Consider the following 16307-nt stretch of genomic DNA (forward strand, 5'->3'; position numbering starts at 1 on the left):
GTTAGCGTTTTGCTTGCAGGAGCTAGCGCCAGCGATTAGCGTCGCGGTCATGGCCACACCCAAGGACCTTCCCGACGTCGGCGGGTTCATCCGCGATCTGCGGCGCAACGCCAAGATCTCGCTACGGCAGCTCGCCGAGCAGGCCGGGGTCAGCAACCCGTACCTGAGCCAGATCGAGCGCGGCCTGCGCAAGCCCAGCGCCGAGGTGCTCCAGCAACTGGCGAGCGCGCTGCGGGTCTCCACGCCGGCGATGTACCTGCGCGCCGGTCTGCTCGACGACAAGGAAGGCCACGGGGTGCTCGCCGCCATCGCCGTGGACGCAGACCTGACGATGGCGCAGAAGCAGTCGCTCAGTCAGATCTACGAGACGTTCCGCCGGGAGAACACCCGGCTGGCCGAGGCCCAGGCCGAAGCCGATGCGGCCCAGGCCGGAGCCGGGGCGGCCCAGGCCGACCAGCCCGCCAGTCAGGCCGCCGATCTGGCCAATGTGGCCGCCACCGGCCCCACCACCGTGGGCGGCACCCCGACCGAGGCCGTGCTCGAGTCGGTCGCCGTCACCGAGGCGGGCACCGCCCCCGCCCCGGGCAGCACCAGCATCCCCCAGAAGAAGAAGGCCGCCGAGGCGGCCGAAGAGGAGACGTCATGAGCGAGCCGAAGACCAACCGCATCCCCGCCCCGATCTACGCCGCAGCCGGTGCCGGCGAGCTGGCCATCGAGCAGCTCCGCAAGCTCCCGGCCGTGGTCGGCGTGCTCAGCACCCGGGTCGTCGCCGACCTGGGTGGTCGGGCAGTACTGACCGGGTTCGAGCTGAAGCAGAAGGCCGCCGAGACGCTGCGTACCGCCAACGAGAGCGCCGACCTGGCCAAGCTGCGCGAGGTGGCCGACATCGACAAGCTGCGCGCCGCCGCGACCCGCAACGCCGCCCTGGTGGTCGCGAGCGCCCAGGTCGCCCAGGAGCGCGCGTTCGCCGCGTACGGCGCGCTGGTCGCCCGGGGCGAGCGGGTCGTCGGCGCAGGCGTGCTGGAGGCCGCCGACACTGTCAACGCCGACATCGAGGCCACTGAGGCCGTGACGCCGGCCACCACCGCGCCCACCGCCACCACCACCCCGGCCGCCCCGGCCGCGGCCCCTGTCGACACGCCGACCCCGGCCGACGTGGCCGAGATCGCCGAGGCCAAGCCGGCCGCGGTCAAGAAGGTCGCCCGTGCGCCGAAGGCGGCCAAGCCGGTCGAGACCCCGTCGGCGAAGCTCCCCCGGGCCACCAAGCGGACCCGGCCGGCCGCCGAGTAACCCGTCGGGTCGACGACCCCGGCGGCGTCCTTGTCGGACGTAGCCGGGGTCGTGGACATAAACTGGCCGGCATGGCCAACGCCGCGCCGATCTTCGCCTTTGCCGTCCGTGACGTGATCGAGCTGATCCTGCTCGTCTTCGCGCTGATCGTTCAGGGCGTCGCCCTGGTGCACGCCGTCACGCAGCGCTCCGACGCGTTCCCCGCCATCGGCACGCTGCCCAAGGGCGGCTGGATCGCCATCCTGGCGGTCTGCCTCGTGCTCACCCTGCTCGGCTTCGGCCCGATCAGCCTCTTCGGACTGGTCGGCATCGCCGCCGGTCTGATCTACCTGCTCGACGTCCGGGTTGGTCTGCGCGACCTGAGCGACGGCAAAGGGTTCTGGTGAGAGGTTTTCGCTGGCCGCCCCCACCCGACAGCGGTCCCCGCACCTGGGGGCCCGGGCCGGGTGGGCCGCGTACCGGCCGACCGGCGCTGCCGGAGCCGGAGACCGAGCTGGTCACCACCCCGCACGGCGTACGACTGGAGCGGCTGGTCACCGGCACCGGTGACCCGGTCACCGTGTTCGCGCACGGGCTGGGTCAGGGCATCGCCACCACCCGCCCGTTCGGCAGTGGGGTGAACGGGCGCAAGGTGTTCTTCCAGTTCCGCGGGCACGGCCGTTCCGATTCCCCGGACGGTCCGTGGGACTACCTGGACCTGGCCCGGGATCTGCGGGCGATCGCCGACCTCGGGCGCGCCAGCCGGGCGTTCGGCGCGAGCCTCGGGGCGGGTGCCCTCTGCCGGCTCCTCGCGGAGAGCCCGGAACGTTTCGACAGGCTGGTCTTCTTCCTGCCGGCGGTGCTCGACGAGCCACGCGGGCCGGCCGCCCGGGAACGCATCACCGACCTGCTGGAGGCGGTGGAGAGCGGGGACGCCTCGGCGGTCGCCGACATCGTCACGCTGGAGTTGCCCCCGGCGGTGCGCAACACCCCGGCCGGCTGGGCGTACCTGCGGCAACGGCTCGACCAACTGCTGCGTGACGGTCTGGCCGACGGTCTGGCCACGCTCACCGACCAGACGCCGCTGCGCCGGATCGGTGACCTGACGGCGGTCACCGCGCCGGCACTGGTGATCGGTTGCGCGGGCGACGACCTGCACCCGGTCGAGGTCGCCGAGCGGCTCGCCGCCGCGCTGCCCCAGGCCACCCTGCACGTGTACGACCGGCCCGGTGTGCTCTGGTCGGAACGCGCCGACCTGCGCGAGCGCATCTCCGGCTTCCTGAACGAGTAACCTGCCCTGTCATGGGCGTCACACAGCATGGCCGTACGCACCGGCTGGACCTTGCCGACCCGACACTGCGCGAATGGACCTGCACGGTGCTGCACGCCGATGCGGAGCAGGGCATCGTGCTGGACCGTTCCGCGTTCTACCCGGGTGGCGGGGGTCAGCCACCCGACCACGGCGTGCTGCTCTGGCAGGGCGTGCAGACCCGGATCGTCGGCACCCGCAAGGGCGACGACCCGTACCTGATCCCCGCCGAGGGTGACCCGTTGCCGCCGGTCGGCACCGAGGTCGTGGGCGCGGTGGAGGACGAGCGCCGCACCCGGCTGATGCGCACCCATTCCGGGCTGCACGTGCTCTGCGGTGTGGTGTTCCGCGACTTCGGCGCGCTGGTCACCGGCGGGAACATGGAGCCGGGCGAGGCCCGGATGGACTTCAACCTGCCCGAGGTGCCCCCGGACTTCAAAGCCCGCATCGAGGAGCTGGTCAACGCCGAGGTGGCCGCCGACCGCTCGGTCGCCACGCGGGTGCTGCCGCGCACCGAGGCGCTGGCCCTGCCGGACATCATCCGCACCCAGTCCAACCTCATCCCGCCGGACGAGCAGGAGGTCCGCATCGTCGACATCGTCGGGCTGGACGTGCAGGCCGACGGCGGCACCCACGTCGCCTCCACCGCCCAGATCGGCAAGGTGCAGGTGGTCAAGGTGGAGAGCAAGGGCCGCGCCAACCGTCGGGTCCGCGTCCGGCTCGTGGATTAGATCGGGTAACCGAATTCGGACGTCGGCTGTCAGGTATTCCTGACACCGTCGCAGGCATGACGCAACCGCTAACCGGAAAGATCGCGCTCGTCGCCGGTGCCACCCGGGGTGCCGGGCGGCAGATCGCCGTTCAGCTCGGCGCGGCCGGTGCCACTGTCTACGCCACCGGTCGCAGCACCCGGGCCGGCCGCTCCGAGATGGACCGACCGGAGACCATCGAGGAGACCGCCGAGCTGGTCAGCGCGGCCGGCGGCACCGGCATCGCCGTTCAGGTCGATCACCTGGTGCCCGAGCAGGTCCGCGACCTGGTCGCCCGGATCGACGCCGAGCACGGCCAACTCGACGTGCTGGTGAACGACATCTGGGGCGGTGACCCCCTGGTCACCTGGGACAAGCCGGTCTGGGAGCAGCCGCTCGACGCCGGCTTCCGCACTCTGCGACTGGCCGTCGACACGCACATCATCACCAGCCACTTCGCCCTCCCGCTGCTGATCCGCAAGCCCGGCGGGCTGGTGGTGGAGATGGGCGACGGCACCAAGGCGTACAACGACGAGAACTACCGGCTGTCGGTCTTCTACGACCTGGCCAAGGTCTCGGTCAACCGGCTCGCCTTCAGCCAGGCGCACGAGCTGAAACCGTACGGCTGCACCGCCGTCGCGCTCACCCCCGGCTGGATCCGCTCCGAGGCGATGCTGGAGCACTTCGGCGTGACCGAGGAGAACTGGCGCGACGGTGCCGCCACCGACCCGAACTTCCTCATCTCGGAGACCCCTGCCTTCGTCGGCCGGGCGGTGGCCGCGCTCGCCGCCGACGAGGACAAGGCCCGCTGGAGCGGCAGGTCCGTCGACGCGGGCAGCCTCTCCAAGGTGTACGGGTTCACCGACCTCGACGGCAGCCAACCCGAGGGCTTCCGCTACATCACCGAGGTGGTCGATGCGGGCAAACCAGCGGACGTGACCGGCTACCGGTAGAGCGCGGCGAGCCGGTCGGCGCTCCGCGCGAACAACTGCCGCAGCTCGGGTGGGCCGAGGACCTCCACCTCGGGGCCGAGCCCCGACAGTTGGTGGTACGCCACCGGGACCGACTCGACGGGCAACCGGGCCACCACCCACCCCTGCCCGTCGGGTTCGCTGGCGGCGGCGACCAGTTCGTCGTACACGAAGGGGGCATCGACCAGGTGCCGGAGCTGGCGCAGGCCGGCGGGGCTCAGCCGGACGGCGACCTCGGCCCGCAGCATGGTCCGCAGGAACGACCCGGCCTGCTCGCGCCAGTGCCCGGCCAGGTCGAAGCCCTCGTCGCGGTCGAAGTGCTCGTCGCCCACCTCGACCCCGGTGACCCGGTCCACCCGGTAGGTGCGCACGTTCTCGCCGACCCGGCCGACCAGATACCAGACCCCGCTCTTGAGCACCAGGCCGTACGGCTGCACCCGACGGGCCACCTCCCGGTCGCCGCGTCGGTAGCGCAGCTCCACCACCCGGTCCGCCCAGACCGCCCGGGCCAGCTCGGGCAACCACTGCGGCGCCGCGGACTCCCGGAACCAGCCCGGCACGTCCAGGTGGAACCGCTGCCCGGCGCGGGCCGGCGCGTCGCGCAGCGCGGGTGGCAGCGCGGCGAGCACCTTCAGCTCTGCGGACGCCATCGCGTCGGCGAGCCCCATCTCGCCCGCCGGCCCGGGCAGCCCGGCGAGGAACAGCGCCTCCGCCTCGTCCCTGGTCAGACCGGTCAACCGGGTGCGGTACCCACCGAGCAGGCGGTATCCGCCGGCCCGCCCCCGGTCGGCGTAGACCGGCACGCCGGCGGCGGAGAGCGCCAGCACGTCCCGGTAGACGGTCCGCTCGGAGACCTCCAACTCCCGGGCCAGCTCGCTCGCGGTCATCGACCCGCGCGACTGCAGCAGCAACAACAACGAGATCAGTCGGGACGCGCGCACCCGCCCATCCTGCCCGGCCCCGCTCAGCGCCCGCCGGGGGTCAGCAACCCCCTGTCGTACGCGGTGGCCACCGCGGCGGCCCGGTCGTTGACCCCGAGCTTGGCGTACACATGCAGCAGGTGGGTCTTGACGGTGGCCTCGCTGATGAACAGGCGGGTCGCCGCCTCCCGGTTGGAGGCACCGCGCGCCACCATCGTGAGCACCTCCAGCTCACGCTGGCTCAGCGGCTCCTCCACCGGCGCGCGCAGCCGGCCCATCAGCCGGCCGGCGACGCTCGGCGCGAGCACCGAATCACCGCGGGCGGCGGCCCGTACCGCGCGAACCAGGTCTTCGCGGGGCGTGTCCTTGAGCAGGTAGCCGGTGGCACCGGCCTCGATCGCCGGCAGCACGTCGGCGTCCGTGTCGTAGGTGGTGAGCACCAGCACCCGGGCGGTGCTGCCGGCGCGGGCCAGGCGACCGATGGCGGTCACCCCGTCCATCCCGGGCATCCGCAGGTCCATCAGCACCACGTCCGGTCGCAGCGTCGCGACCAGTGCCAACGCCTCCGAGCCGTCCGTTGCCTCACCGACCACCTCGAAATCGGGGTCGCCGGTGAACATTCCCCGAAGCCCGTCCCGCACCACCGGATGGTCGTCGACGATCAGCAGCCGGATCGAGGTGGTCACCCGGCACCTCCGGGTAGCGCGGGAACGGACGCCGAGATGGCGGTGCCGCCGCCCGGCTCGGACTCGACCACCAACTCGCCGCCGACCCGGGTGACCCGTTGCCGCATGACGGTCAGCCCGTACCCGCCAGTCGGCTCCCGGGACGTCGGTTGGTCGATGACCTCGAAGCCGGCCCCGTCGTCGCGCACGTCCAGGGTCACCACGTCGGCCATGTACGACAGGGTCAGCCCGACCCGTGAGGCGGCGGCGTGCCGGGCCACGTTGGCCAGCGCCTCCTGGGCAGCCCGAAGCAGGGTCACCTCGATCTCCGGGTGCAGTGGACGGGGCGTACCGGTGGTGGCGACCTCGGCCCGTACCCCGTGCAGGGCCGACCAGCGCCCGCCCAGCTCGACGAGCGCGTCCGGCAGCCGGGCCGTCTCCAGCGGCTCTGGGCGGACCGCCCGCACCGAGCGGCGGGCCTCGGTGAGGCTCTCCCGGGCCAGCGCGAGCCCGTTGTCGACGTGCCGGCGCCAGTCGGCGGACCGGTCGCGGGTCTGCTCGGCCGCCTCCAGTTGGGTGATGATGCCGGCCAACCCCTGGGCGAGGGTGTCGTGGATCTCCCGCGCCATCCGTTGGCGCTCGTCCAGCACGCCGGCCTCCCTGGCCTGGATGAGCAGTTGGGCGTGCAGCCCAGCGTTCTCCCGGACCGTCTCGGTGAGTTGACGATTGGCCTCGCCGAGTTCCGCCATCAACCGTCGGCGGTTGGCGTCCTCCTTCTGCGCCATCGCCGCGAACCAGCTCACCGAGCCAGCCACCAGCAGGTTGAAGAGCACCAGCACAAGCCAGAGTGGCCAGTGCGACGTCACCACCGCCAGACCGCCGCCCTGGGAGGTGGCGACGAGGGCGGCGGTGGTGGCCATGCCGGCGACCCGCCAACGCCCGGGCAGCACCGGGAAGGCGTGGATGTAACCGATCCAGGCGAAGAAGCCGTACCACGGGCTGGCGGCCACCAGCACGGCCGCGAACGTGAGCAGCCCGGCGTAGTAGACAGCCATCAGCCTGCGCCGGCTCTGCCAGTCGGGGTGCAGGGTGACGAACCAGGCGACCCAGCAGCCTGCAGCCACGGCGGCGGCGAGGGTGGGCACCGGCCCGGGGCTGGCGGGCGCCGGTGCCACGAGGGCCAGCAGGGTGCCCAGGGCCAGCCCGCCGTACGGGAACACGCGATAGACGTTCGCCTCACGTTTTCGCCAGCTGGCCAGCCGGTCGTGCCCACCGCTGCTGGTCATCGAATCCCCGCTCACTCCCAGCGGAACAGTTTCGCCGCGCCAGCACCGGCCGCCACGGCGATCACCGCCATTATCGCCAGGTGCAGTGGCTGCGGCGACGGGCCGGTCCAGGCATCGAGGAGCGCCTGCACCCCGGGCGGCGTGTAGTCGCCGATCCGCGCCACGGCGTCCGGTAGCAGGAACCGGGGCAGGTAGACCCCGCCGAAGAACATGGTGAGCAGAAACAGTGGCACGGCCAGGGCCTGAGCCGCCTTCGTCGTCCGGGCCACGGCGGCGACCAGCAGGCCGAGGGCCAGCAGCGCCGCGGTGCCGAGGACGAACGCCAGGGCGAAGCCGAGCGGGTGCCGGGGGAGCGGCACGTCGAACGCCAACCGGCCGACGACGATGAGCAGCAGCGCGCTGGCCAGGATCGCGGCCAGGGCCACCACCAGTTGGGCGGCGAGCAGAGCGGCCGGGGGCGCCGGAGTGGTCGCCAGCCGACGCAGCACGCCGCGTTCGCGGTAGGTGGCCATCGCCATGGGCATCGTGTTCACCCCCACCATGGCCAGGGTGACCACCAGTAGTGATGGTGCGAAGTAGTTGACGAAGGTCTGTCCGTCGAAGTTCGAATCCGGCTCGCGGAGCGAGGGGATGAACCCGAGCACCACCAGGATCAGTGTGGGCAGCCCCACGATGGTGAGCAGGGTCGGTAGGTCCCGCAGGTAGAGCCGCGCCTCGATCCTCAGGATCTGACGGAAGGCGTGCATGGTTGCCTCTCCTCAGTCGACGGGCCGGTGCCCGGTCAGCTCGACGAAGGCGTCGTCGAGGGTGCACTGCTCCAGCCGCAGGTCGGCGGCGACGATCTGGTGGCGGGCGAGCACCGACGTGACCGCGTGCAGCAGGTCGCCCGTGCCGGTCACCACCACCTGGCCGCCGGTGCGCCGCACCGCGGAGACCTCGGGCAGGTCGGTGAGGAGCCGGTCGTCGACAGGCGCCGAGGGTCGGAACCGGATCCGCTGCTGCGGAGACACTGTCGACACCAGGCCCGCCGGGCTGTCCTGGGCTACCACCCGGCCGTGGTCGATCACCACGACCCGGTCACAGAGCCGCTCGGCCTCCTCCATGAAGTGGGTGACCAGCACGATCGTCACACCGCTGTCGCGGACCTGTTCGATGAGACCCCAGGTGTCCCGGCGAGCCTGCGGGTCCAGCCCGGTGGTCAGCTCGTCGAGGATCGCGATCTCCGGGTTGCCGACCAGGGCCAGCGCGATGGAGAGCCGCTGCTTCTGACCGCCGGAGAGCTTCTTGTACGCGGTGTTCCGCTTCTCGCCCAGGCCCAGCTTGTCGATCAGCGCGGCCGGATCGGCAGGGTTGCTGTAGAACGAGGCGTACATCTCCAGAGCCTCCGCCACCCGGAGCCGGTCCGGCAGTTGGCTCTCCTGAAGTTGCACACCGACCCGCTGGCGTAGCTGGGCCGCGTCCCGGCGGGGGTCGAGCCCGAGGACCGACACCCCGCCCCCGTCGGGGACGCGCAGCCCGGCGACACACTCCACGGTGGTGGTCTTGCCCGCGCCGTTCGGGCCGAGGACACCGAAGATCTCACCCGCCTCCACTGCGAACGACACCTCGTCCACCGCCACCAGATCGCCGTATCGCTTGTGCAGTCTGGTCACCTCGATGACCGGCATCTCGCCGTCCCTCCGCCGCTTTTCCTCAAGGGTTGTCGGGGTGGCCCGGCGGCGAATCGACCGGTCGGCGATTAGCACCGATGACCCCGGTTGACCACATCGATCCGTCAACCGGTTGATGTGCGACGCGGGCGTCGTTGCTAGCGCTCCGCCCGGCGGATCCGATGGCCGCTCGTTAGGCTGCTCGATCGTGGACGTCAGCAGAATCGCCAGCCCGGTGACCGGGGTCGCCGGACGTTTCCTCGCCGGGGCCGGCCTGCTCCTGCGTGGCCTGGGCCTCTACGTTCGTAGCCCCGGTCTGATGCTGCTCGGCGTCGTGCCGGCGCTGATCTCCGGCGTGCTCTTCGTGGCGGCGTTCGCCACCCTCGTGTACTTCGTGGACGACCTCGCCGCGCTCGTCACACCGTTCGCCGACGACTGGTCGAGCACCGCCCGCAGCCTGGTCCGAGTGATCGCCGGGCTGGCCTTCCTCGGGGTCGGTGGCCTGCTGGCAGTGCTCACCTTCACCGCTGTCACCCTGGTCATCGGAGACCCGTTCTACGAGAAGATCTCCGAGCAGGTCGAGCAGCGGTACGGCGGCACACCGGGCGCGGTGGACGTGCCGTTCTGGTCGTCGCTGCGCCGCAGCGTCGCCGACTCGGTACGCCTGGTGGCGCTCACCGCGCTGGTCGGCATCCCCCTCTTCCTCGCCGGTTTCATCCCGGTGGTCGGCCAGACGGTTGTCCCGGTGATCGGGGCAGCGGTGGGCGGCTGGTTCCTCGCCGTGGAGCTTGTCGGGGCGCCGTTCTACCGACGGGGAATGCGGCTGCCGCAGCGTCGGGCGATCCTGAAGGCCGACCGTCCCACCGCCCTCGGGTTCGGGGTGGCGGTGTTCCTCTGCTTCCTGATCCCGCTCGGTGCCGTGCTGGTCATGCCGGCGGCGGTGGCCGGCGCGGCGTTGCTGGCCCGCCGTTCGCTCGGCCAGCCGATCGACGGCCCGCTGGCCGCGTCGGCCACCGACCGGCCGGTGGGGGAGCGCTGACGTGGAGATCGTCCTGGTCGAGGGGGACATCACCGCCCAGCGGGTGGACGCCGTCGTGAACGCCGCGAACTCGTCCCTGCTCGGCGGCGGCGGGGTCGACGGTGCGATCCACCGCCGTGGCGGCCCGGCGATCCTGGCCGAGTGCCGGGCCCTGCGGGCGTCCCGGTACGGCCGGGGTCTGCCCACGGGACAGGCCGTGGCGACGACGGCCGGTGAGCTGCCGGCCCGCTGGGTCATCCACACCGTCGGGCCGGTCTGGTCGGCCGACGAGGACCGCTCGGCGCTGCTGCGGGACTGCTACGCCAACAGTCTGCGGGTGGCCGACGAGTTGGGCGCCGTGACGCTCGCCTTCCCGTTGATCTCCGCCGGCATCTACGGCTGGCCGGTCGACGACGCGGTCCGTCAGGCCCTGTCGGTGCTGCGCACGGCCACCCCCGCCACCGTCGCCGAGGCCCGCCTGGTGCTGTTCGGGGCGGACACCCACGCCACCGCGCACCAGGTCCTCAAGAAGCAAACCTCCCCTTGATCACCTGGTGCTGAATAGTTGAATCCGCGCCGCCTCGCATGATCGGCGAAGTTGAGCCGCATCTTTAGCCCGCCGGTCGCGTCGGGCAGATCGCCGTTGAGGGACGGGTCCAGGGTGCCTGCTGATCAGGTCAGCTCCGCCAGGCAGGTCCACTGGGACGCCACCGGGCGGTAGCCGAGCCGGGCGTTGATCGCCAGCATCGGGGCGTTCGCCTCGTCGTTCGAGGTGTACGCGGCACGTACGCCGTTGGCGGCAGCCCGGTGCAGCGCCGCCGTCTTGGCCAGTCGGGCCAGCCCGCGCCCCCGGTACGCCGGGATGCTGCCCGTGTAGTCCGACCACATCCGGTCCCCGTCCCGCTTCACCAGACTGAACGCGACGATCTCACCGTCGACCTCGGCGGCGACGCTGGCCGTCTTGTCCAGGCCGAGGTTGTCCCAGACGTCGTACTGCCAGCTCTGGTAGCTCTTGCTGTCGACCGGCAGGTCGCCCGGCTCGTCGACGGCCGAGGCCACGTCCGCCGCGTACAGCAGGTGCGGGTCGAGGTCGGCGATCGGGTGCAGCCGTACGCCCGGCGGTGGCTCGGGCAGCGCGGGCACCTGGTCCAGATCGAGCGCCGAGTAGCGCACCTCGCGGCTGGGCTCGTAGCCGTGCCGGCGGGCGAACGGCAGCGCCTCCGGTTGTGCGGTGGCACGCACCCGGCGGATTCCCAGCGGGCGGAGGTAGTCGGTCGCGGCTGTCAGCAGCCCGCCGCCGATGCCGCGTCGCCGATGTTCCGGGTGTACGTGCAGCAGGTTGATGCCGCCGACGTTCGCCATCGACGTCGTGCCGATGCGTTCGGCGGACACCCAGCCCACCACCTGGTTGTCGACCTCGGCCACGAAGGCGGTCCAGGCCTCCTCGGGCGGCGGTTCGGCGATCATCCTGCGGGTCGACTCGACCCCGCGCACCAGGTACGGGTAGACCGTCGCCCGCAGCGCCACCACGCCCGGCGCGTCGTCGGGCCGCGCCATCCGGATCCGCATGTCAGGCCCCCGTCCGGACGGCGGCGACGGCCTCGACCTCGACGAGCTGGTCGGTGTACCCGAGCACCGCCACCCCGAGCAGGGTGCTGGGCGGATCGTGGTCGCCGAAGAAGTCCCGCACCACCTCCCAGACGGTGACCAGGTCCTTCTGCTGCGACGACGCCACGTAGACGGTGGTCTTCACGACGTCGGTCAGCCGCGCGCCGGCCGCGTCGAGAGCGGTCGCCAGGTTCGTCATCACCTGCCGGGCCTGCGCCGCGTGATCGCCCGGCGCGACGGTGCGCCCCTCGGCGTCCAGCGGGCACGCCCCGGCGGTGAACACGAGTCGGGTGGGTGCGTCGACGGTGGCCGCGTAGGCGTACTCGGCGACGTCGGAGAGGGCGGGGACGCGCAACAGCGCGACAGGTTCCGGCATGCCGCGAGGCTAACCACGATCGCCGACCCGGGCGACGCAATAACGTCGCGACCCCACCTCCGCCGGAGGCGACAACTTCACGGAAACAGTGGCCTCGGCGCGTCCTGAGGGGACTGTTTCCCTGAAGTTGCGCGGATCTTGCCGCGCGGGCGCGGGGGTCAGGCGGAGGCGCGGCGGATCAGCTCGGTGGGGAGCATGACCGCCGGCTCGATGGTCTCCCCGGCGGCCAGCCGGAGCAGTTGGCGGGTCATCCGGCGGCCGAGTTCCACGATCGGCTGCCGGACGGTGGTCAGCGGCGGCTCGGTGTACGCGGCGGTCTCGATGTCGTCGAAGCCGACCACCGCCACGTCCTCGGGCACCCGCCGACCGGCCTCGCGCAGCGTCCGCAGGGCGGCGTGCGCCATCAGGTCGGAGGCGGCGAAGACGCCGTCCAGGTCGGGATGCTCGGTGAGCAGGTGCCGCATCGCCGCCGAACCGGACTCCCGGGTGAAGTCACCGATGGCGACCAACTCGGGCAGCCCGGCGTCGGCGACGGTGCTGCGGTAGCCGCTGAGCCGTTCGATCCCGGCGACCATGTCCTGTGGGCCGGCGATGGTCGCGATCCGTCGGCGACCGCTGTCGATCATGTATTGGACGGCTGCTGTCACCCCGGCCACGTGGTCGACGTCGACGTACGGGACGGGCACGTCGCCGAGGGGTCGGCCGCTGACCACCACCGGGATGCCGAGCCGGGCCAGCGTGCCGGGCAACGGGTCGGCACCGTGCAGCGACGCGAAGAGCACACCGTCGACGTGCCGGCCGGTGGTGTACCGCTCGACCCGTTGGTGCCCGGCCGGCGAGCCGGCGAGCATCAGCACCAGTTGCTTGTCGGCCGCCTCCAGCTCCTGACTGACGCCCCTGATGATGCCGGGGAAGACCTGGTCGTCGGAGAAGACCCGGGTGGCGGCCTCCGGCATGACCAGGGCGACCGAGTCGGTGCGTTGGGTGACCAGGCTGCGGGCGGCCAGGTTGGGGACGTACCCCAACTCGGCGACCGCCCGGGTGACCGCCTCGCGGATCGGCTCGGCGACGGTGGTGGAGCCGTTGACCACCCGCGAGACGGTGGCGCGGGACACCCCGGCCCGCGCCGCCACCGCCTCGAGCGTCGGCCGCTGCGCCGTCGTCATCGCGCCTTCCCCCCGCTCGTCACAGCCCGTTCCGGGAGATCACCTCCTGGTACCACCGGGCGCTGGCCTTCGGTGTGCGCCGCTGGGTCAGGTAGTCGACGTGCACGATCCCGAACCGCTTGCGGTAACCCTCCGCCCACTCGAAGTTGTCCAGGAATGACCATACGAGATAACCGCGCAGGTCCACGCCCCGGGAGATCGCCTCGTGCGCCGCGCGCAGGTGCCCGTCGAGGTAGGCGATGCGATCGGCGTCGATCACCTGCGCCGGGCCGTCGGGCGAGTCGGTGCCGGGCTTGTCGGGGAACGCCGCACCGTTCTCGGTGATCAGCAGCGGCACCCCGGGGTAGTCGGTGGCGATCCGCTCCAGCAGCCGGGTGAGACCCGCCGGCTCGATCATCCAACCCATGTCGGTGAGCGGGCCGGCCGGCGGCAGGAAGTGCACAGCGCCCTCGGTGCCCGGGTACGCGTCGTTGCCGGCCCCGTCGGGCCGCCCGGCCACGTAACCCGGGGCGTAGTAGTTGATGCCGAGCAGGTCGATCGGGGCGGCGATCAGCTTCTCGTCACCGTCGCGGATGAACGTCGGCTCGACGATCCGGGCCACGTGCTCGCGGACGTCGTCCGGGTAACCGCCAGCCAGCAGCGGGTCCAGGAAGATCCGGTTGTGCAGGCCGTCCACGAGGCGGACCGCCGCGGCGTCGGCAGCGCTCTGCGGGTCGGCCGGGCGCACGTCGGCCGGGTTGACGGTGATGCCCACGCTGCGCGCGCCGGCCGACCGCAACGCCCGCGCCGCCAGGCCGTGCCCGAGCAGCAGATGGTGTACGGCGGTGAAGGCCGCCGCCGCGTTCCGCTCACCCGGAGCGTGCACGCCGTTGCCGTAACCGAGGTAGGCCGAGCACCACGGCTCGTTGAGCGTGGTCCACACGTCGATCCGGTCGCCGAGGCGGGCGTACACCGCCGTGGCGTAGGTGGCGAAGTGCTCGGCGGTGTCCCGGTTGGTCCAGCCACCCCGGTCTTCGAGGGCCTGCGGCAGGTCCCAGTGGTAGAGGGTGACGATCGGGTCGATTCCCCGATCGAGCAGCGTGTCGGTGAGCCGGTCGTAGAAGTCCAGCCCCCGGGGGTTGGCCGGGCCGGTGCCGTCGGGCTGGATCCGGGGCCAGGCGACCGAGAACCGGTACGCCCGCAGGCCCAGCTCGGCCATCAGCGCCACATCGTCGGCGTACCGGTGGTAGTGGTCGCAGGCGACGTCGCCGGTGTGGCCCTGGTACACCTTGCCCGGCGTACGGCTGAAGGTGTCCCAGATGGACGGACCGCGGCCGTCGTCGCGGGCGGCGCCCTCGATCTGGTACGCGGCGGTGGCCGTCCCCCAGAGGAAGTTCTCGGGAAACCGGATCTCGCCGCCGTGCCTGTTGGTTGGCTCGCTGTGCTCGCTCACGCCTTGACCGCACCTTCCATGATCCCGCCGATGATCTGCCGGCCGAACAACACGAAGACCAACAGCAGGGGCAGCGTCGCGATGGCAGTTCCGGTGAACACCTGCGACATGTCCTGGTAGTACCCGTCCGACAGGGCTCGTAGGGACAGTTGCACTGTCGGATTCGCCGGATCGTTCAGCACAGCGTACGGCCACAGGAAGTCGTTCCAGGTGGTCATGAACGTGAGCAGGCCGAGCACGGCGGCGGCCGGACGCAGCGCGGGAACCACCACGTGCCACCAGATCCGGGCGGTGCCGCAGCCGTCCATCCGGGCGGCCTCGATCAGTTCGTCGCTGATGGCCTGGCCGGCGTACTGCCGCATCATGAACACCCCGAACCCGGTGACCAGAACCGGCACGATGACCGCCGGCAGCCGGTCGTTCCAGTGCAGCTTGCTCATCAGCAGGTAGAGCGGGATCAAACCGAGCTGGGTCGGCACCATCATGGTTGCGATGATCACCAGCAGCAGGGCGTTGCGGCCCCGGAACCGCAGCTTGGCGAAGGCGAACCCGGCCAGGCTGGAGAAGAACACCACGGAGACGGTCACCGTGGTGGCGACGATCACCGAGTTGATCAGGCCGGTCGCGAAGTACGCATCGGTGTTGTCGAACAGTCGGGCGATGTTCGCGCCCAGGTTGTCGCCGGGGGTGATCGGGGGTGGCAGCTGACCCATCGCGTCGTTGGAACGGCTGGCGACGACGAGCATCCACCAGATCGGAAAGATCGACAGGCCGGCCGCGACGACCAGGGCCAGGTAGGTGAGCGGGCTGGCCCGCCAGAGCCGGCTCATCGCGCCGCTCCCTTTCGTCTGTCGGGCCCCGACCGGCCGCCGAGCCGGCGCAGGATCAGCACGTTGACCAGCGCCACGATCGCGATGAGCGCGAAGAGCAGCCAGGCCACCGCCGAGCCGTACCCGAAGTTGTAGTGCGGGGCGAAGGCGTTCTCGAACATGTACATGGTCAGGGTCTGCGACTCCCGCAGCGGTCCGCCGCGGATCGGGTTGGTGCCGGAGTGGAACATCCGGGGCTCGGTGAAGAGCTGCAGGCCGCCGATGGTGGCGATGATGGTGCAGAAGATGATCGTGGGCTTGAGCAGTGGAACGGTGACCGACCAGAACTGTCGGACCCGGCTGGCGCCGTCGATCGCCGCGGCCTCGTACAGGTCGCGGGGGATGGCCTGCATCGCGGCCAGCAGAATCAGCGCGTTGTAGCCGGTCCACCGCCAGTCGACCATGGCGGAGATGGCCACCCAGGAGGCGAACCGGTTGGACTTCCACTCGATCGCGTCCAGCCCCACCAGGTCGAGCAGCCAGTTGACCATCCCGAACTCGCGGCCGAAGAGGACCCCGAACACGATCGCCACCGCGGCCGTGGAGGTCACGTTGGGGACGAGCACCGCCATCCGCCAGCCGGTGCGGGCCCGCAGGCCGCGGTTGAGCAGGTTGGCCAGCCAGAGGGCGGCGAGCAACTGCGGGACGGTCGAGATGACGAAGATTCCGAGCGTGTTGACCAGCGCGTGCCAAAAGTCCGGGTCGGCCAGCAGCCGGGTGTAGTTCTCCGCCCCGATGAAGGGGTGGTCGGCACCGAGCAGGTCCCAGTCGTGCAGCGAGACCCAGAAGGTGTACGCCAGCGGGTAGGCCCCGAAGATCGCGAAGATCAGGAAGAACGGGGCGATGTAGAGGTACGGCGAGAACCGGGTGTCGAGTCGGCTGAGCCGACCCGAGGAGCGGCGGGGGGTGCCGGCCGCCGGTGCGACCGGTGGGCGGGCGTCGAGCTGGACTGTCATGCCCGGAAACTCCTTTCCGCCGTGCGGGCGGGACTCCGGGCGCCGGAGCCCGCCCGCCCGCTGG

18 protein-coding genes and 1 pseudogene are annotated in these 16307 nt (G+C 71.6%); 8 read left to right on the forward strand and 11 right to left on the reverse strand.

Going from position 1 to position 16307, the window contains the following annotated elements; translation table 11 throughout:
- Nucleotides 1–49 precede the first annotated feature (49 nt).
- The 6 genes and pseudogenes from QCZ28_RS05730 to QCZ28_RS05755 form a co-directional block, all read left to right on the forward strand.
- Nucleotides 50–529, forward strand: a pseudogene (locus QCZ28_RS05730) (helix-turn-helix transcriptional regulator); the annotation flags it as partial.
- 113 nt (nt 530–642) lie between these two features.
- Nucleotides 643–1290 (forward strand): hypothetical protein, encoded by a 648-nt coding sequence (locus tag QCZ28_RS05735; RefSeq protein WP_279515546.1) that lies wholly within the window; start codon nt 643–645, stop codon nt 1288–1290.
- A gap of 71 nt (nt 1291–1361) precedes the next feature.
- Nucleotides 1362–1676: a DUF2516 family protein gene (locus QCZ28_RS05740; protein WP_121653557.1), complete on the forward strand. Its 315-nt coding sequence runs from the start codon at nt 1362–1364 to the stop codon at nt 1674–1676.
- Nucleotides 1673–2560: an alpha/beta hydrolase gene (locus QCZ28_RS05745; protein WP_279515547.1), complete on the forward strand. Its 888-nt coding sequence runs from the start codon at nt 1673–1675 to the stop codon at nt 2558–2560. The genes QCZ28_RS05740 and QCZ28_RS05745 overlap by 4 nt, the downstream gene beginning before the upstream one ends.
- Before the next feature lie 11 nt (nt 2561–2571).
- Entirely contained in the window at nt 2572–3309 is a 738-nt protein-coding gene (locus QCZ28_RS05750; protein WP_279515548.1) for an alanyl-tRNA editing protein, read from the forward strand.
- Between the two features lie 56 nt (nt 3310–3365).
- On the forward strand, nt 3366–4280 hold the full coding sequence (locus tag QCZ28_RS05755) for an SDR family oxidoreductase (RefSeq protein ID WP_279515549.1): 915 nt from the start codon (nt 3366–3368) through the stop codon (nt 4278–4280).
- Here QCZ28_RS05755 and QCZ28_RS05760 read toward each other — a convergent pair.
- Genes QCZ28_RS05760 through QCZ28_RS05780 form a run of 5 tightly spaced genes read right to left on the reverse strand, consistent with a single transcriptional unit; the run spans nt 4271 to nt 8836 of the window.
- Nucleotides 4271–5239, reverse strand: coding sequence for a WYL domain-containing protein (locus QCZ28_RS05760; protein WP_279515550.1), 969 nt, complete (start codon nt 5237–5239; stop codon nt 4271–4273). The genes QCZ28_RS05755 and QCZ28_RS05760 overlap by 10 nt on opposite strands.
- 23 nt (nt 5240–5262) lie before the next feature.
- Nucleotides 5263–5904, reverse strand: coding sequence for a response regulator transcription factor (locus QCZ28_RS05765; protein ID WP_279515551.1), 642 nt, complete (start codon nt 5902–5904; stop codon nt 5263–5265).
- Complete coding sequence (locus QCZ28_RS05770; RefSeq protein WP_279515552.1) at nt 5901–7169, reverse strand: sensor histidine kinase; 1269 nt, start codon at nt 7167–7169, stop codon at nt 5901–5903. Before QCZ28_RS05770 ends, QCZ28_RS05765 begins: the two co-directional genes overlap by 4 nt.
- Before the next feature lie 11 nt (nt 7170–7180).
- Nucleotides 7181–7915 carry an ABC transporter permease gene (locus QCZ28_RS05775; protein WP_279515553.1) on the reverse strand — a complete coding sequence of 245 codons (735 nt, stop codon included), beginning with the start codon at nt 7913–7915 and terminating at the stop codon, nt 7181–7183.
- Between the two features lie 12 nt (nt 7916–7927).
- Nucleotides 7928–8836 (reverse strand): ABC transporter ATP-binding protein, encoded by a 909-nt coding sequence (locus tag QCZ28_RS05780; RefSeq protein ID WP_279515554.1) that lies wholly within the window; start codon nt 8834–8836, stop codon nt 7928–7930.
- Nucleotides 8837–9026: 190 nt separating this feature from the next.
- On the opposite strand from QCZ28_RS05780, the gene QCZ28_RS05785 reads away from it, so the two are divergent.
- Together QCZ28_RS05785 and QCZ28_RS05790 are read left to right on the forward strand one after the other, a co-directional pair.
- Nucleotides 9027–9857, forward strand: coding sequence for an EI24 domain-containing protein (locus QCZ28_RS05785; protein ID WP_279515555.1), 831 nt, complete (start codon nt 9027–9029; stop codon nt 9855–9857).
- Nucleotide 9858: 1 nt separating this feature from the next.
- Nucleotides 9859–10383, forward strand: a complete 525-nt coding sequence (locus QCZ28_RS05790; protein WP_279515556.1) for an O-acetyl-ADP-ribose deacetylase — start codon at nt 9859–9861, stop codon at nt 10381–10383.
- A gap of 125 nt (nt 10384–10508) precedes the next feature.
- On the opposite strand, the gene QCZ28_RS05795 is transcribed toward QCZ28_RS05790, so the two are convergent.
- From QCZ28_RS05795 to QCZ28_RS05820, 6 genes are all read right to left on the reverse strand, one after another.
- On the reverse strand, nt 10509–11405 hold the full coding sequence (locus QCZ28_RS05795) for a GNAT family N-acetyltransferase (RefSeq protein WP_279515557.1): 897 nt from the start codon (nt 11403–11405) through the stop codon (nt 10509–10511).
- 1 nt (nt 11406) lies between these two features.
- A complete protein-coding gene (locus QCZ28_RS05800) occupies nt 11407–11820 on the reverse strand; it encodes a RidA family protein (protein WP_279515558.1) in 414 nt (137 codons plus the stop codon).
- 158 nt (nt 11821–11978) lie between these two features.
- Nucleotides 11979–12986 (reverse strand): LacI family DNA-binding transcriptional regulator, encoded by a 1008-nt coding sequence (locus QCZ28_RS05805; RefSeq protein WP_279515559.1) that lies wholly within the window; start codon nt 12984–12986, stop codon nt 11979–11981.
- A gap of 19 nt (nt 12987–13005) precedes the next feature.
- Nucleotides 13006–14418 (reverse strand): GH1 family beta-glucosidase, encoded by a 1413-nt coding sequence (locus QCZ28_RS05810; protein WP_279515560.1) that lies wholly within the window; start codon nt 14416–14418, stop codon nt 13006–13008.
- Entirely contained in the window at nt 14415–15248 is an 834-nt protein-coding gene (locus QCZ28_RS05815) for a carbohydrate ABC transporter permease (RefSeq protein ID WP_279515561.1), read from the reverse strand. The genes QCZ28_RS05810 and QCZ28_RS05815 overlap by 4 nt, the downstream gene beginning before the upstream one ends.
- The gene (locus QCZ28_RS05820; protein WP_279515562.1) at nt 15245–16243 is read right to left on the reverse strand and encodes a sugar ABC transporter permease; all 999 of its coding nucleotides are present in this window, start codon (nt 16241–16243) and stop codon (nt 15245–15247) included. Before QCZ28_RS05820 ends, QCZ28_RS05815 begins: the two co-directional genes overlap by 4 nt.
- Nucleotides 16244–16307: the final 64 nt, after the last annotated feature.

The organism is Micromonospora sp. DH14 (assembly GCF_029809455.1).
GTDB classification, from domain to species: domain Bacteria; phylum Actinomycetota; class Actinomycetes; order Mycobacteriales; family Micromonosporaceae; genus Micromonospora; species Micromonospora parva.

Excerpts from the sequence above, each read along its gene's own strand:
- QCZ28_RS05735 (WP_279515546.1), top strand. The coding sequence starts at position 643 with ATGAGCGAGCCGAAGACCAACCGCATCCCCGCCCCGATCTACGCCGCA.
- QCZ28_RS05740 (WP_121653557.1), top strand. The coding sequence starts at position 1,362 with ATGGCCAACGCCGCGCCGATCTTCGCCTTTGCCGTCCGTGACGTGATC.
- QCZ28_RS05750 (WP_279515548.1), top strand. The coding sequence starts at position 2,572 with ATGGGCGTCACACAGCATGGCCGTACGCACCGGCTGGACCTTGCCGAC.
- QCZ28_RS05755 (WP_279515549.1), top strand. The coding sequence starts at position 3,366 with ATGACGCAACCGCTAACCGGAAAGATCGCGCTCGTCGCCGGTGCCACC.
- QCZ28_RS05770 (WP_279515552.1), bottom strand. The coding sequence starts at position 7,169 with ATGACCAGCAGCGGTGGGCACGACCGGCTGGCCAGCTGGCGAAAACGT.
- QCZ28_RS05775 (WP_279515553.1), bottom strand. The coding sequence starts at position 7,915 with ATGCACGCCTTCCGTCAGATCCTGAGGATCGAGGCGCGGCTCTACCTG.
- QCZ28_RS05780 (WP_279515554.1), bottom strand. The coding sequence starts at position 8,836 with ATGCCGGTCATCGAGGTGACCAGACTGCACAAGCGATACGGCGATCTG.
- QCZ28_RS05795 (WP_279515557.1), bottom strand. The coding sequence starts at position 11,405 with ATGCGGATCCGGATGGCGCGGCCCGACGACGCGCCGGGCGTGGTGGCG.
- QCZ28_RS05800 (WP_279515558.1), bottom strand. The coding sequence starts at position 11,820 with ATGCCGGAACCTGTCGCGCTGTTGCGCGTCCCCGCCCTCTCCGACGTC.
- QCZ28_RS05805 (WP_279515559.1), bottom strand. The coding sequence starts at position 12,986 with ATGACGACGGCGCAGCGGCCGACGCTCGAGGCGGTGGCGGCGCGGGCC.
- QCZ28_RS05815 (WP_279515561.1), bottom strand. The coding sequence starts at position 15,248 with ATGAGCCGGCTCTGGCGGGCCAGCCCGCTCACCTACCTGGCCCTGGTC.
- QCZ28_RS05820 (WP_279515562.1), bottom strand. The coding sequence starts at position 16,243 with ATGACAGTCCAGCTCGACGCCCGCCCACCGGTCGCACCGGCGGCCGGC.